The following is a 14,957-nucleotide window of genomic DNA, read 5'->3' on the forward strand; positions in this document are numbered from 1 at the left end:
CTGCGCATGAGCGAGACAACTCCTGAAGCCCCGCGAATCGAGTTTCCCTGCCAGTACCCGATCAAGGTGATTGGTGAGGCCGGGGAGGGGTTTACCGAATTGGTGATCAGTATCGTCGAGCGCCATGCGCCGGGAGTGGATAGCACGCTGGTCGAGGTGCGTGACAGCAAGAATGGTCGGTTCCTGTCGGTACGTCTGGAAATTACCGCGACCGGGCCGGATCAGTTGCAGGCGCTGCATGCTGAACTCAAGGCCACCGGGCGTGTGCACATGGTGTTGTGATGCCGGAACTGATCGTCCGTGATCTGGGGTTGGTTGATTACCTGCCAACCCTGGAGGCCATGCGCAAGCTGACTGCCGAGCGCGATCAACAGACAGTCGATGAGATCTGGCTGTTGCAGCATCCCAAGGTGTTCACCCAGGGACAGGCTGGCAAGGCTGAGCATGTGCTGGCGCCGGGCGATATTCCGGTGATCCAGGTCGAGCGCGGTGGTCAGGTAACCTACCATGGCCCCGGACAACTGGTCGGTTATCTGATGCTGGATCTGCGCCGGCTTGGCCTGGGGGTGCGTGAGCTGGTGACGGCCATGGAGCAAAGTCTGGTCGATGTACTGGCCGGTTATGGCATCCAGGCTGCGCCCAGGCCAGATGCGCCTGGGGTGTATGTGGATGGCGCGAAGATCGCCTCACTGGGCCTGCGGGTGCGGCGGGGTTGCTCTTTCCATGGTCTGGCCCTGAATGTCGATATGGACATGGAACCGTTTGCCCGGATCAATCCGTGTGGCTATTCCGGTCTGCGCATGACCCAGATGAGCGAGTTGCTGGGGCGGTCGGTAGCGATTGATGAAGTGGCGCTGCGATTGGAACAGGCCCTGCGCCGACGATTGGGGTATCTGCGCACCGATTGACTTGACCGGATCAACAGTCTTGTTTCGCGGCTGCGAGCCGCTTCTACTTGATATTCAGCGCCGGAATCAGATTCGGGTCGATGTCCTGACCCGGGACCGGAGCAGGGGCGGCCAGGCCCAGGTTGTTCTTCTCGAATACCCGGTCGGCCCGGTAGCTGGAGCGTACCAGCGGTCCGGCAGCGACTTCCATGAATCCTTTCTCAAGCCCCACTTCGCGGTAGCGGTTGAACTCTTCCGGGCTGACCCAGCGCTTGACCGGCAAGTGGTTGCGGGTCGGTTGCAGGTACTGGCCAAGGGTGACGATGTCCACACCGATGGCGCGCAGGTCATCGAAGGTTTGGAAAATCTCATCGTCGGTTTCACCCAGGCCAACCATCAGACTGGTCTTGGTCAGCACTTGAGGGCGATGGCGCTTGGCGTGTTCAAGAACTTTCAGGGTCTTTTCGTATCCGGCACGCGGGTCGCGGACTTCGTAAGTCAGGCGTTTCACCGTTTCGACGTTCTGGGCGAACACTTCCAGACCGGAGTCGACCACCAGCTCAATCGCACTCAGTTCGGCATCGAAGTCTGGTGTCAGGGCTTCAACCACCACCTGAGGGGTACGCTGCTTGATCGCGCGAACACAGGCGGCATAGTGGCTGGCGCCGCCGTCGGCCAGGTCGTCACGGTCAACTGAGGTAAGCACGATGTAGCGCAGCGCCATCAGCTCGACTGACTTGGCGGTGTTTTCCGGCTCCTCATGATCGAGCCAGCCGTGCGGATTGCCGGTATCCACGGCGCAGAAGCGGCAGGCGCGAGTGCAGACCGAGCCCATCAGCATGATGGTGGCGGTGCCATTGGACCAGCACTCACCCATATTCGGGCAATGCGACTCCTGGCAGACGGTGCTCAGGCGATGTTCGGAGACGTTGCGCTTGACCGCTTCAAAACGGTCGCCGCCGGGTGCCTTGACCCGCAGCCACTTGGGTTTGGGCTCGAAAACCTGAGGCTCGGCAGAGGTACGGCGTTTCTGGCCGTCCTTGATGGCGGCAATACCCTGGGCATTGCGGAACTTTTCACCACTGGCGACAGTTTTTTGCTCGGCGTCAGACATCGGGGATCAGGGCTCCTGGTTAGAGGCTCCGGCTATGCCGTAGAAGAGGCTTGTGGCCTGGGCGCATTCTATCACAGAGTCGCCTGAGCGGCGCACGCTTCGCGGCCGCAGGCCGCTCCGCCGGAGTCGGGTTTTCGCAAGCGCGAAAGGGGGAGGGGGTCCCTAGAGTTCGCGTAGTTTTTCCAGCAGCGCCGGAGATGGGTAGCCGTCGGCGGGCCATTCCAGAGTTTGCTGGAAGCGGCGAATTGCCTGGCGGGTATTGGCTCCGATGATGCCATCTACGCCGCCCGGCTCGAAACCGCCTGCGCTCAGCCGTTCCTGGAGTTCCAGACGTTCGCTACGTGACAGTGGTCGGTCGTCGGTCGGCCAGTTGCCGTTGATCTGGCCGGCATTCTGGAAGCGTTCGCTGAGCAGGCCGATGGCCAGCGCGTAGCTGGTGGAGTTGTTGTAGCGCAGGATGCTGCGAAAGTTGTTCATGACCAGAAAAGCTGGGCCGCGATGGCCGGCCGGTAACAGCAAAGAGGCGCTGTGCTCGCCAGGATTGGCTCGCAGAGCCCGGCCATTGCCATCACGTACTCCCAGCGTGCTCCAGTCGCTCAATGGCTTGCGCACATTCATGTCGGCCAGAGCGTAATCGAAGTCATTCGGCAGGGTGACTTCCAGGCCCCAGGGTTGACCGCTTTGCCAGCCTGAAGCGTTGAGGTAGTTGGCCGCAGAGGCCAGAGCATCGGCCGAAGAATTCCAGATATCACGTTTGCCATTGCCGTCGAAGTCCACCGCATAGCTGTTGTAGGTGGTGGGAATGAACTGGGTCTGGCCCATGGCGCCTGCCCAGGAGCCGAGCATCCGCTCCGGGGTGATGTCACCGCGCTGAAGAATCTCCAGGGCTGCCAACAACTGAGTGCGGGCAAACACCGGACGGCGCCCTTCATAGGCCAGGGTGGCCAGCGAGCGTACTACCTGGCGGTCGCCCATATTGTTGCCGTAGTTGCTTTCCAGCCCCCAGATGGCGACCAGAATATGGCGGTCGACCCCATAGCGCTGCTCGATGGCATTCAGTGTATCGTGTTGCTGAAGCAGCAGACGCTTGCCGCTGGCGACCCGTTGCGGTGACACTGCGCCGTCAAGGTATTCCCAGACGGGACGGGTAAACTCCGGTTGACTCTGGTCGGCGCGCAGAACCCCTGGGTCCGGTTGCAGGCCAGTGGTAACCCGGTCGAAGAGGTCGGCCCTGATGCCGGCCTGGAGTGCATCCTGGCGCAATTCGCCCAGCCAATGGGCAAAGCTTTGGGCTGGGGCGCTGGGGGTAAGAGCGGCGCTGGTTGGTGAGGCGCTGCTTGCAGTCTGAATCGGGGTGTCGGCACAGGCGGCCAGGGCCAGCATGCCAACGCCGGCGATGGCCAGAAAGCGACTTGCTGTGGCGCGAAGTGTTTGGGTTTTCAGCATTCAAAGTTCCAGCAGAATCCGGGTTTCGATCATAGGCAGTCAGTAGTGTTGCCTCACTGTAGCATGCTGGTCAGGTCGAGGATATCGAACCAAACCTGTGCTTGTTGGAGTCGTGGGGATTGAGCTCGGTTCCGTCTTGCCGGGCAGGTTGCGAAAAATCGCTGTGCAATGAACTAAGTTCCTTGCCTGCCGGTCGTATTCGCAGTGCCAGGAGAGTCTTGAGAGTGCCATTGTGTCGACCCGATGTTATCGATGGGATTGACAGGTTGATCAAGGTCGAACAATTCATGCCAGTTGCCAGGGAAGGGCAAATAACAAGAGGTTTAGGAGTGATGAAGGTCTTGGGGATGCTGGGCCGGCGGGCCATGTTGGCGCCGCTGGTGGTAGTTGTGTTCGTTTCAGCTTCGCTGACCCGGACTGATTACCAATGGTCGGGATTTCAGGTGCCGGAGGTCTCGGGCAACACTCTGGAGGCGATCAGTGAGCAATTGTCTGGGCATGAGCGCAAGCCGGTCTATGAGCAGCGTTTTGCTTCATCGGATCTTGACGAGTTCGTACACTCGCCCTCGATTACCGCGTTGCCTGATGGCGGGCTGATGGCGGCCTGGTTTGCCGGCTCGCGTGAGGGCGCGGCGGATGTTGAAATACGTACATCACGCTTTGATCCGGCTACGGGCTGGTCAGACGAAGAGGCCCTGGTAACCCGGGAAATGACCCGTCAGGCGCTTGGCAAACCAATCCGCAAGCTGGGCAACCCGGTGATTGCTTTGGCCCCGGATCAACGCCTGTGGCTGTTCTATGTATCGGTATCGCTGGGCGGCTGGGCTGGCAGTGCGATCAACAGCATGGTTTCCGAGGATTTTGGCCAGAGCTGGTCTGAGCCACAGCAACTGGTGACTTCCCCTTTTATCAATATCAGTACCCTGGTGCGGGCTGCTCCGGTCTTTCATCAGGATGGCTCAATCGGTCTGCCGGTCTATCACGAGTTTCTCGGCAAGTTTCCCGAATATCTCTATCTGAGCGCCGATGGGCGGATTCAGGACAAGTTTCGGATTGCTGACGGCACCAATTCACTGCAACCAACGGTAGTGCCTCTGGATGAGCAGAGGGCAATCGCGCTGTTGCGCTATGCCGGGCGACGCGGGCATGCCCTGGCGGCAGTGACCGAGGATGGCGGGCGCACCTGGAGCGAGGAGCAGGTCATTGCACCCTGGAATCCCAACAGTTCGCTGGCGGCGGTACGCTCGCATCGCAATACCCTGCTGGTGGCGCAGAACAACCTGATCGACGGCCGCTTTCGTCTGAGCCTGGATGAGTCAACACCAAGCCTTAGCACCTGGTCGCTGGTCATGGATCTGGATTCTTCGCCCGATCCTGATGGTCAACCCTTTGCCCGGGAAGACTATGAGCCTCTGTTGGCTACCAAGTTTATTGCCTCTAGCGGAGAACGGCGGCGCTCGTTGGTAAACAAGTTTATGCAGCAACTGGATCAGCGCTTGTGCCGTGATGGTGCCTGCGTATTCGAGTATGAGTACCCCTACATGATCAATGCCGGTAATGGCGTGTTCCATCTGGTGTATGCCTGGAACAACAGCTTCATCAAGCATGTGTCTTTCAATACCGACTGGCTGGAGGTGCAACCGTGATTCTCACCACCTGGGTTGCTTATCTGGCATTTACTCTGTTGCTTTTTTTGCTTTTGCCGGTGAGCCGCTTGCCGGTTGGCTGGCGCTGGGCCGTACTCGTTGTGGCGCTTGTTCTGGGAGCACTGCCATTGATTGATGGCTTGTCGCTGGCAGGCTATCTGCGGGCTTTTACTGATGATCTGGCAATTACCAGTCTGGTCGCGCTGTCTGCCGCGACGCTGGTGCGCCTGGGATGGCTGTCATCTCCGGTGCGGCAACACAAGCTGGAGTGCTATCTGCTGTTTGCCCTGATGGGGTTGGCGCTCTACCCGGCGGCCATGGGGCTAGGCATGCTGGACCCCTATCGCTTGGGCTATAGCCCGGATGGGTTGTTGCTCGTTGTGGCGGTCCTGACGCTGCTGATGCTATGGCGGGGCAACCTGCTCGCGGTGCTGATGCTGACGCTGGCCACCCTGGGCTACGCTCTGGAGCTTAAGGCCTCCGGCAACTATTGGGATTATTTGCTGGATCCGTTTATCGTTTTGTTTGCGCTCTGGAGCTTGTGCCGTGATCTGGTGCTAGGGGTGTTCCGGCGCCTTTGGCCGGCCTGAGCTGGCGGAGCACTCAGGTCTCTAAGGAACATGCTCGGTAGCTGTTGGCTACCCAGTATGCTAAAGTCCGCCCCCTTTGATTGAACTATGGCTCTGTTCATCGTGTTGACTCTCTCCGGCGTTACGCCACCGTAGTTTTCTGCCTTCCGGCCGTCAGGCCGCGCTCCCATCCACGCTGTTGGCGGTCGGGTGGAATTTTTCGTGCCCCCTCAAACTGTCATTGTTTCGCTCGTCTGTGACAGAGCGGCTGATGTGTTGTTTTCGGGTTTCTTGCAGTTTTCTGAATCTTGTTAATGGACGTGGTATGACTCTTATCCAATCGGTAAGACAAAACTGGTTTGCCAATATTCGTGGCGATCTACTGGCCGGACTGGTTGTAGCGCTGGCGCTGATTCCTGAAGCCATTGCTTTCTCAATCATCGCTGGGGTTGACCCCAAGGTCGGGCTGTATGCGTCATTCTGTATCGCCGTGATCATTGCCTTTACCGGCGGTCGGCCGGGGATGATTTCCGCCGCTACCGGAGCCATGGCGCTGTTGATGGTCACTCTGGTGCGCGAGCACGGCCTGGAGTATCTGCTGGCCGCGACTGTTCTCTGTGGGGTTCTGCAGATTGGTGCCGGATATCTCAAGCTCGGTTCGTTGATGCGTTTTGTGTCCCGCTCGGTGGTGACTGGCTTTGTCAACGCTCTGGCGATTCTGATTTTCATGGCGCAATTGCCAGAGCTGATCGATGTCACCTGGCATGTCTATGCCATGACTGCTGGTGGGCTGGCGATCATCTACCTTTTCCCCTATGTGCCGGTGCTCGGCAAGCTGATTCCTTCTCCGCTGGTATGTATCCTGCTGTTGACAGGATTGGCCGTGTACCTGGGGCTGAATATCAATACCGTATCCGGTATGGGCGAGCTGCCGGATACGCTTCCGGTATTCCTCTGGCCGCAGGTGCCACTGACTTTGGAGACGCTGTGGATCATTCTGCCGTACTCGGCGGCGTTGGCGGTGGTTGGTCTGCTGGAGTCCATGATGACTGCGACCATCGTTGACGACCTGACCGATACCAGCAGCGACAAGAACCGTGAGTGCAAAGGTCAGGGCATCGCCAACATCGGTGCTGGTCTGATGGGAGGTATGGCTGGTTGCGCGATGATTGGTCAGTCGGTGATCAACGTCAAATCGGGGGGGCGCACCCGGTTGTCCTGCCTGACCGCCGGTGTGGTGTTGTTGATCATGGTGGTGTTCCTCAGTGACTGGGTTGGGCAGATTCCGATGGCGGCTCTGGTTGCCGTGATGATCATGGTCTCGATCGGAACTTTCAGCTGGGACTCGTTGCGCAATCTGAAGAAGCACCCGTTATCAACCAATATCGTCATGCTGGCGACTGTGATCGTCACCGTTGCGACTCACAATCTGGCCTACGGTGTCTTTGTTGGTGTGCTGCTGGCGGCGCTGTTCTTCGCCAATAAAATGGGGCATTACCTGCATATCGCTAGTGAAGTGGATCCGAGTGGGCGGCAACGGACCTATAGGGTGGTTGGGCAGGTGTTCTTCAGTTCTTCCGACAAGTTCGTTACGGCCTTTGACTTCAAGGAAGCCCTTGATAAGGTAGTTATTGATCTCAGCCGTGCGCATTTCTGGGATATCACGGCGGTGGCGGCGCTGGACAAGGTCGTTCTCAAGTTCCGTCGCGAAGGTGCCGAAGTCGAGATCGTTGGCCTCAATCAGGCCAGTGCTACCATCGTAGATCGGTTTGGTGTGCACGATAAGCCTGATGCTGTCGACAAGCTGATGGGCCACTGATAAACAACAAGGAGAAATGTGTGACCACAGTGAATGTGCTTGCCTGTATCGATGCCTCCCGGTCAGCCACTGGTGTTTGCGACTATGCCGCCTGGGCCAGTCTGCGACTGGATGCGCCACTGGTGTTTCTGCATGTGCTGGATCATTCGAGTTTTCCGGTGCACGGCGACCTGTCGGGCAATATTGGCCTGGGTAGCCGTGAGCACCTGCTTGAAGAGCTGGCCAATCTCGACGAAAAGCGCGCCAGGCTGATGCGCGAGCAGGGTCAGTTGATGCTGGAGGCGGCGCTGGAACGTGCCCGGGCTGATGGTGTCGCTGAACCGGTCAGCCGGCAACGGCATGGCGATCTGGTCGACACTTTGCAGGAGCTGGAGCCGGAAATTCGCTTGCTGGTCATGGGGCGCCAGGGCGAAGAGGCAGACTCTCTGGGCCGGCATGTCGGCACCCACCTGGAAAGTGTTGTGCGTACCATGCACCGGCCGATTCTGGTGACTGCCGGGGAATTCCGTCCGCCGCGCAGCGTAATGCTGGCCTTCGACAATGGTCCGAGCACGCGCAAGGGTGTCGACATGATTGCCGATAGCCTCTTGTTCAAGGGGATGCCGATCCATCTGCTGATGGTCGGGGCTGATACCAAGGATGCATGGGAAGCCTTGAATGCGGCTAAAGCCCGACTGGAGCAGGCCGGTCATCAGGTCGAGGCAGCCATTCGTGCAGGTGAAGTGGAGGCTACGCTGCTTGACTATGAGGCGGAATACGATATCGACATGATCGTTATGGGTGCTTACGGCCACTCGCGGATTCGTCAGTTCTTCGTCGGCAGTACTACCACCAACATTCTGGCCAGAACTACCCGGCCGTTGCTGCTGCTACGCTAACCTTCCCATATGTGCAGCCTGGGACTTGCTCCGGGGATGGCCATGCCGGGCAGACATTGTCCGGCATGGTCATCCCAGTTATTTTTGCAACATATTGGAACAAGTTCATTGCCGTTAGGTCTGATGGCGGTATGACCGTGTGTCGGTATCTGGGGGAGTGGTTGGCGCCGACCTGCGGTTTCGTTTGATTAGTGACAATAATTCCAAGGAGCCGACATGGCCTGGCTGCAGTCCCGTCGTTTGCACTTCCTGCTGGGGGGGGTGCTGATTCTGTTTCTGGTTTTCGCCGCTCTGCGTGGCGTTTTCCTGATCGCTTTTTCTGCGGTAGAGCCTGGGGTCGATCAGCCCTGGTCGCTGGTGCTGGAAACCTTGGGGGTCGGCTTGCGCTTTGATCTGCGCCTGGCGATTCTGGTCATGTTGCCGTTCATGTTCCTGGCCTGGCTGCCGCTGTGGAACAGTGTCAGGTCCAAAGTATTGCGCCGGCTGGGACGCAGCTATCTGTTAGTGGTGCTGGCGCTGTTGTTCTTCATGTATTTTCTCGATTTTGGGCATTATGCCTACCTGGGCGTGCGGCTCAATGCCTCGGTACTCAAGTTCAGCGAAGATGCGTTGATCTCCCGGCAAATGCTGTGGGAGAGCTACCCGGTGGTATGGATTTGTCTGGGCTGGCTGGCGCTGACTCTGCTGACCTTCTGGCTGCTGGGTCTGCTTGAGCGGGTGACGCTGGATCGCCCGGCCAGGTCGATTGCGCTGTGGCCGCGGATCTGGGGCAGTGCGCTGATGACGGTAGTGGTGTTCCTGGCGATTCTTGGACGCACCAGCAACATCAATCTGGAAAATCCGGTGCCACTGCGCTGGAATGATGCCTTTTTTGCCGGAGACAGCCAGTTGGGCGCTCTGGGGCTTAATCCGGTGATTTTCTTCTACGATACCCTCAAGGTACCGGCCGAGCGCTATGACCTGGGACAGGTGCGTGAGCATTATTCGGTGGTGAGCGAGTATCTGGGCGTGAGCCAGCCGGATATCGATCAGTTGAATTTCACTCGTCAGGTGGCGGTACAGCCACATCGGCTTGATCTCAGTGAGCGCCCGAATGTGGTGTTCATCATGCTTGAATCGCTCGGCACCACCGCGGTGGGAGCCTACGGCAATCCCTTGCGGCCGACCCCGAATATCGACCGACTGGCCCAACAAAGCTGGTTCTTCCGGCACTTCTATGTGCCGGTGACAGGTACCGCCAAGACTGTCTGGGCCAGTATTACCGGTATCCCCGATGTGTCGCGTCAGGAGACGGCCACCCGCAACCCATTGATCACCAGTCAGCACAGTCTGATCAACGAGCTCAGGGACTACCACAAGCTCTATACCATCGGTGGCAATTCCGGTTGGGCCAACATGAATGCGCTGATCCGTCAGTCGGTTGATGATGTGCAGTTGTATGAAGAGGGCTATTGGCAGGCCAGGAATGTGGATGTCTGGGGAGTGTCTGATCTTGATCTGTTCAAGGAAACGGACAAGCTGCTGCGTGAACTGCCCAAGGACAAGCCATTCTTTGCCTATATCCAGACTGCCGGCAATCACCGGCCGTTCACTATTCCCCGGGACAATGACGGGTTCGAGGTGATCGAGCGCTCGGTGGAAGAAGTTCAGGCCGCCGGCTCACGCAGTGTTGCTCAGTACAACGCAGTGCGCCTGCTTGATTTCAACATCGGCCGGTTCATGGAAATGGCCGAGGCTAGCGGCTATCTGCATAACACCATCTTTGTGATGTTCGGTGATCACAATACCCGGATCGCCAATATCGATTATATGAAACCGGCATTCGACAAACTGGGGCTGGAAAGCAACAACGTGCCGCTGCTGATCTATGCGCCGGGCTATCTTGAACCGCGTGAGTTTGAAGAGGCGGTAGGCTTGACCGATCTGTTGCCGACTCTCGCCGGGCTGCTTGGTATCGAGTATGAAACCCGGGTCATGGGCCGTGATCTATTGACGACCGCACCGGAAGGCGAGCGAGTGGTGCCGCTGGTGTTGCGTGAGGGCTCGTTCCCGTTGATTGGCGCGGTGAGCAAGGACTTTCTGTTGCAGATGAATCACGATGGTACTCAACCGAGTCTGCACGATCTGCATTCGGACACCCCGCTGGATAACGTGGCTGAGCAATATCCTGAGGAATATCAGCGACTGCTGCCGCTGACCCGAGGCCTGTATGAAACTTCGCGCTACATGCTGTATGACAATGTCAGGAAGTAGACACCGGCTTACAGTCTGATTCGCGCGCCGGCTGCCTGCACCAGGATCAACGCCAGGGTATCCCAGGCTGAGCCGGGCTGCAGGCCCTTGATTTGCTCGTCGGCCTGTTGGGCCTGTTGCAGCCAGCCGGTCCAACGGCTGGCCGGGTGGCGTTGCAGGGCCTGGCTCAGCACCGGCTTGCGCTTGTCCCAGACCGGTGGGCGTTGGCTGGCGAAGACCCGATCCAGAGGCACTCCGCGGCCAAGGTCCTGGGCCATGGCGGCCAGGCTGCGCAGTTCGCGACTCAGGGCCCAGAGTACCACCGGCGCTTCCACGCCTTCGCCCTTGAGCCCGTGCAGGATTCGCAGGGCGTGTTCGCCCTGGCCCAGCAGCATGGCGTCGACCAGATTGAAGACATCGAAACGGGCGCTGTCGGCGACGACCTGCTGCACGGTATCCAGGTTCAGGACCCCGCCACTACAAAACAGCTTGAGCTTCTCGATCTCCTGGGCGGCGGCCAGCAGGTTACCCTCGACCCTGGCGCTCAGCAATTCCAGTGCTTCAGGGCTGGCCTGAATCCCGGCAGCGGCCAGCCGATCACGCATCCAACTGGGCAACTGGGCGCTTTCCACTGGCCAGATTTGAATGAAACGCGAGTTGGGGTGTTCGATAAGCGCCTTGGCCCATTTACTGCGTTGGGTGCTGCCGTCGAGTTTGGGCAGGCTGATCAGCAGGGTGGTGTCGGCTGGCGGTTCCTGCAGATAGGCGAGCAGGGCTTTGGCGCCTTCATCGCCGGGTTTGCCGCTGGGAATGCGCAACTCCAGCAGACGCTGGCTGGCGAACAGTGACAGGCTGTGGCTGGCCTCATACAGCTGCGCCCAGTCGAAACCGCGTTCGACCTGGAACACCTGACGTTCTTCACAGCCGGCGCTACGGCAGGCCTGGCGAATGCTGTCGGCGGCTTCGCCGGTCAGCAGCGGATCATCGCCACTGACTACCCAGACCGGCGCCAGCTCTTCCTTGAGCTGGCGTGCAAGTTGCCCGCTGTTGAGCTTCATCGGCTCAGGGGGCGGCCCGGTCGAGTTCGCGCTCGCGGGCTTGCAGTTCGCGGCTACTCAGGCTCGACAGACGCAATAGCAGCTGACGGCTGAGGTCGCGACGCATTTCTTGGCGCAGCAGTTCTTCTTCTTCACTGCTGGCGACCACGTTGTCGCGATCACGGACCAGGGCGCGCTGGGCTTCCAGGGTCTCGGGACCAACCAGGGCGCGGCCCTGGCGATCGAGAATCTGGTAGCTCAAACGGCTAGTGAGCTGAAACTCGGCCGGGCTGGCGCGAGTGGTGTAGCTGACCGCGCTGCGCTCGTTCTGCTCACCCAGCAATTGCAGGTGGTAAGGTGCACTGGCGCTGAGGCGAACTCCGCTGCTGCGCAGCATGTCGCGCACTTCCTGGTGAGTCTGGCCGAGGTTGTCGATCGCGCTGAGTCGCAGCTCTCGCAGCTCGACATTCTCCAGGGCGCCGCTACCAGTGCCGCGCAGTTGGAAGCCGCAGCCACTCAGAACCAGGGTTATACCCAGCAGGGTGGCGGTGAGTAGTCGTCGGGGGCGATTCAGGGACATCCGCTTTCTCCGTTTCTCAATTGGCGACGATATTGACCAGCTTGCCGGGGACCACGATCACCTTGCGGATAGTCAGGCCCTCGGTAAAGCGTTGTACGTTCTCGTTGTCGCGGGCGCAGGCTTCGATGGTCTCACGGCTGGCCTCCACGGCTACCTCGATATGGCCGCGCAGCTTGCCGTTGACCTGGACCACCAGTTGCAGGCTGTCCTGAACCAGTGCGGCCTCGTCGACCTGCGGCCAGCGGGCATCTATAACCGGGTCCTGATGTCCTAGGGCCTGCCACAGCGCATGACTGATGTGTGGGGTAATCGGGGCCAGCAGCAGGGCCACGGTTTCCAGCCCTTCATGCAGCAGGGCACGATCCTGATCGCTGGTCTGCCCGGCCTTTTCCAATACGTTCATCAGGGTCATCACGGCGGCGATGGCGGTGTTGAACTTGTGGTGCTGGCCGATATCCTGGCTGGCTTGCCTGATAGCCAGGTGGGTGGCCCGGCGCACGGCTTTCTGCTCATCATTGAGGTTGGCTGTGTCCAGAGCTGCTGGGGTTCCGGCAGCCACATGTTGGCTGGCCAAACGCCAGACCCGACGCAGGAAGCGCTGTGCACCTTCAACCCCTGAGTCGGACCATTCCAGGCTCATGTCCGGCGGTGAGGCGAACATCATGAACAGGCGGCAAGTGTCAGCGCCGTACTGATCGATCATCGCTTGTGGGTCGACGCCGTTGTTCTTCGACTTGGACATCTTTTCGGTGCCGCCGATTTCCACCGGCTGGCCGTCGCTCTTGAGACGTGCGCTGGTGATCTTGCCCTTGGCATCGCGTTCGACTTCAACATCGGCCGGATTGAACCAGATCTTGGCGCCATTGCTATCCAGGCGGAAATAAGTATCGGCCAGTACCATGCCCTGGGTCAGCAGGTTCTTGAACGGCTCATCGGAGCTGACCAGGCCTTCGTCACGCATCAGCTTGTGGAAGAAGCGGGCGTAGAGCAGGTGCAGGATTGCGTGTTCGATGCCGCCGATGTATTGGTCGACCGGTAGCCAATGGTTGGCAGCTTCGGGGTCGACCATGCCCTGCTCGTAGTGGGGCGAGGCGTAGCGGGCGAAATACCAGGAGCTTTCTACGAAGGTGTCCATGGTGTCAGTTTCGCGCTTGGCCGCAGCACCGCATTTGGGGCAGGTGCATTCATAGAATTCGGGCATTTTCGCCAGCGGGCTGCCGGCGCCATCGGGCACTACGTCTTCAGGCAGCACGACCGGCAACTGGTCTTCTGGTACTGGTACGTCGCCGCAGTTGTCGCAATGGATGATCGGGATCGGACAGCCCCAGTAGCGCTGACGGCTGATACCCCAGTCGCGCAGGCGGAACTGAGTTCGCGGCTGGCCCAGCCCCTTTTGCTGCAGCACTTCGCCTATGGCGGTGAAGGCGCTGTCGTAATCCAGGCCATCGAACTCGTCGGAGTTGATCAGTTCGCCCTTTTCGCCGTAGGCGTCTTGCCAGGGGGCGGGGGTAGTGTCGCCAACTGAGGTGCGGATCACTGGTTTGATCGGCAGGTTGTACTTGCTGGCAAACTCGAAATCGCGTTCGTCATGGGCCGGCACCGCCATGACTGCGCCTTCGCCGTAGCCCATCAACACGTAGTTGGCGATCCAGACTGTCAGCTTCTCACCGGTCAGCGGATGCAGGACGTACAGGTTGGTTGGCAGACCTTTCTTTTCCTGGGTGGCGATATCAGCCTCGGCCACGCCGCCGCGCTTGCACTCGTCAACGAAGGTCTGCAGGCGGGGGTTGCCGCTGGCGGCCAGGGTAGCCAGCGGGTGTTCGGCTGCCACCGCCACGTAGGTGGCGCCCATCAGGGTATCGGGGCGGGTGGTGAAGACTTTGAGTTTGCCGTCTGCGCCGATGCTGTCGCGGTCGTAGGGGAAGTGCACTTCCATGCCCACTGACTTGCCGATCCAGTTGCGCTGCATGGTCTTGACCTGCTCCGGCCAGCCGGGCAGATCATCGAGCGAGCTGAGCAGTTCTTCGGCGTAGTCGGTGATGCGGAAATAGTACATCGGGATTTCGCGCTTCTCGATCAGCGCACCGCTGCGCCAGCCGCGACCGTCGATCACCTGCTCGTTGGCCAGTACGGTCTGGTCGATAGGGTCCCAGTTGACCGTGCCATTCTTGCGATAGATCACGCCTTTCTCGAACAGCCGGGTAAACAGCCACTGCTCCCAGCGGTAGTAATCGGGGCGGCAGGTGGTGACTTCACGGCTCCAGTCGATGGCCAGGCCCAGACTTTTGAGCTGGGTGCGCATGTAGTCGATGTTCGAATAGGTCCAGGCGGCCGGGGCTACCTTGTTGTTCATGGCAGCGTTTTCCGCCGGCATGCCGAAGGCGTCCCAGCCCATCGGCTGCAGGACATTCTTGCCCTGCATGCGCTGATAGCGGGCGATCACGTCACCGATGGTGTAGTTGCGCACATGCCCCATGTGTAGTTTGCCGCTGGGGTAAGGAAACATCGACAGGCAGTAGAAGGTGTCCTGGTCGGGGGTTTCTTCAACCTTGAACGCCTGGGTGCTGTCCCAGGCGTTCTGGGCGGCGGCTTCGATCTCACGGGGGAAATACTGTTCTTGCATAGCGTTGGGCTTCAATCTCGATGACGCGGATTCGAAAAGTAATGCGGCAGGATACACCACCGGGGGCGGCTCAGGTAGTCGTATGCCATTCGTCGCCGGGCTGCATGGCAGAGCAATGCCGGGTCT

12 protein-coding genes are annotated in these 14,957 nt (G+C 59.5%); 7 read left to right on the top strand and 5 right to left on the bottom strand.

Annotation, left to right across the window (positions count from 1 at the left end; translation table 11 throughout):
- Positions 1 to 6 precede the first annotated feature (6 nt).
- Together C2846_RS01295 and lipB are read left to right on the top strand one after the other, a co-directional pair.
- Positions 7 to 282, top strand: a complete 276-nt coding sequence (locus C2846_RS01295) for an HP0495 family protein (RefSeq protein WP_080049761.1) — start codon at positions 7 to 9, stop codon at positions 280 to 282.
- Entirely contained in the window at positions 282 to 908 is a 627-nt protein-coding gene (gene lipB, locus C2846_RS01300) for a lipoyl(octanoyl) transferase LipB (RefSeq protein WP_080049762.1), read from the top strand. Before C2846_RS01295 ends, lipB begins: the two co-directional genes overlap by 1 nt.
- A 43-nt stretch (positions 909 to 951) precedes the next feature.
- Here lipB and lipA read toward each other — a convergent pair whose 3' ends face one another.
- Positions 952 to 2,001, bottom strand: a complete 1,050-nt coding sequence (gene lipA / locus C2846_RS01305) for a lipoyl synthase (protein WP_080049763.1) — start codon at positions 1,999 to 2,001, stop codon at positions 952 to 954.
- Positions 2,002 to 2,163: 162 nt separating this feature from the next.
- Positions 2,164 to 3,447 (bottom strand): lytic murein transglycosylase, encoded by a 1,284-nt coding sequence (locus C2846_RS01310; RefSeq protein ID WP_119700499.1) that lies wholly within the window; start codon positions 3,445 to 3,447, stop codon positions 2,164 to 2,166.
- A gap of 332 nt (positions 3,448 to 3,779) precedes the next feature.
- Between C2846_RS01310 and C2846_RS01315 the strand changes: the two genes are divergently transcribed.
- From C2846_RS01315 to C2846_RS01335, 5 genes are all read left to right on the top strand, one after another.
- Entirely contained in the window at positions 3,780 to 5,093 is a 1,314-nt protein-coding gene (locus C2846_RS01315) for a sialidase family protein (RefSeq protein ID WP_240638127.1), read from the top strand.
- Entirely contained in the window at positions 5,090 to 5,683 is a 594-nt protein-coding gene (locus tag C2846_RS01320; protein WP_231705586.1) for a hypothetical protein, read from the top strand. The genes C2846_RS01315 and C2846_RS01320 overlap by 4 nt, the downstream gene beginning before the upstream one ends.
- Before the next feature lie 304 nt (positions 5,684 to 5,987).
- The gene (locus C2846_RS01325; protein WP_119700500.1) at positions 5,988 to 7,481 is read left to right on the top strand and encodes a SulP family inorganic anion transporter; all 1,494 of its coding nucleotides are present in this window, start codon (positions 5,988 to 5,990) and stop codon (positions 7,479 to 7,481) included.
- Between the two features lie 20 nt (positions 7,482 to 7,501).
- Positions 7,502 to 8,359 carry a universal stress protein gene (locus tag C2846_RS01330; protein WP_231705587.1) on the top strand — a complete coding sequence of 286 codons (858 nt, stop codon included), beginning with the start codon at positions 7,502 to 7,504 and terminating at the stop codon, positions 8,357 to 8,359.
- 216 nt (positions 8,360 to 8,575) lie between these two features.
- Positions 8,576 to 10,612 carry an LTA synthase family protein gene (locus tag C2846_RS01335; protein ID WP_119700501.1) on the top strand — a complete coding sequence of 679 codons (2,037 nt, stop codon included), beginning with the start codon at positions 8,576 to 8,578 and terminating at the stop codon, positions 10,610 to 10,612.
- An 8-nt stretch (positions 10,613 to 10,620) separates the two neighbouring features.
- Here the strand turns inward: C2846_RS01335 and holA are convergent, their stop codons facing one another.
- The 3 genes from holA to leuS are packed head-to-tail and all read right to left on the bottom strand — an operon-like array spanning position 10,621 to position 14,831.
- Positions 10,621 to 11,649 (bottom strand): DNA polymerase III subunit delta, encoded by a 1,029-nt coding sequence (holA, locus tag C2846_RS01340; RefSeq protein ID WP_080049768.1) that lies wholly within the window; start codon positions 11,647 to 11,649, stop codon positions 10,621 to 10,623.
- Between the two features lie 4 nt (positions 11,650 to 11,653).
- Entirely contained in the window at positions 11,654 to 12,208 is a 555-nt protein-coding gene (locus C2846_RS01345) for an LPS-assembly lipoprotein LptE (RefSeq protein ID WP_119700502.1), read from the bottom strand.
- A gap of 16 nt (positions 12,209 to 12,224) precedes the next feature.
- Entirely contained in the window at positions 12,225 to 14,831 is a 2,607-nt protein-coding gene (gene leuS / locus C2846_RS01350; protein ID WP_119700503.1) for a leucine--tRNA ligase, read from the bottom strand.
- Between the last annotated feature and the right edge of the window lie 126 nt (positions 14,832 to 14,957).

The sequence above is a fragment of the Pseudomonas jilinensis genome (genome assembly GCF_003586265.1).
GTDB lineage: Bacteria > Pseudomonadota > Gammaproteobacteria > Pseudomonadales > Pseudomonadaceae > Halopseudomonas > Halopseudomonas phragmitis.

Excerpts from the sequence above, each read along its gene's own strand:
- lipA (WP_080049763.1), bottom strand. The coding sequence starts at position 2,001 with ATGTCTGACGCCGAGCAAAAAACTGTCGCCAGTGGTGAAAAGTTCCGC.
- leuS (WP_119700503.1), bottom strand. The coding sequence starts at position 14,831 with ATGCAAGAACAGTATTTCCCCCGTGAGATCGAAGCCGCCGCCCAGAAC.
- C2846_RS01335 (WP_119700501.1), top strand. The coding sequence starts at position 8,576 with ATGGCCTGGCTGCAGTCCCGTCGTTTGCACTTCCTGCTGGGGGGGGTG.
- C2846_RS01295 (WP_080049761.1), top strand. The coding sequence starts at position 7 with ATGAGCGAGACAACTCCTGAAGCCCCGCGAATCGAGTTTCCCTGCCAG.
- C2846_RS01345 (WP_119700502.1), bottom strand. The coding sequence starts at position 12,208 with ATGTCCCTGAATCGCCCCCGACGACTACTCACCGCCACCCTGCTGGGT.
- C2846_RS01325 (WP_119700500.1), top strand. The coding sequence starts at position 5,988 with ATGACTCTTATCCAATCGGTAAGACAAAACTGGTTTGCCAATATTCGT.
- C2846_RS01310 (WP_119700499.1), bottom strand. The coding sequence starts at position 3,447 with ATGCTGAAAACCCAAACACTTCGCGCCACAGCAAGTCGCTTTCTGGCC.
- holA (WP_080049768.1), bottom strand. The coding sequence starts at position 11,649 with ATGAAGCTCAACAGCGGGCAACTTGCACGCCAGCTCAAGGAAGAGCTG.
- lipB (WP_080049762.1), top strand. The coding sequence starts at position 282 with ATGCCGGAACTGATCGTCCGTGATCTGGGGTTGGTTGATTACCTGCCA.
- C2846_RS01315 (WP_240638127.1), top strand. The coding sequence starts at position 3,780 with ATGAAGGTCTTGGGGATGCTGGGCCGGCGGGCCATGTTGGCGCCGCTG.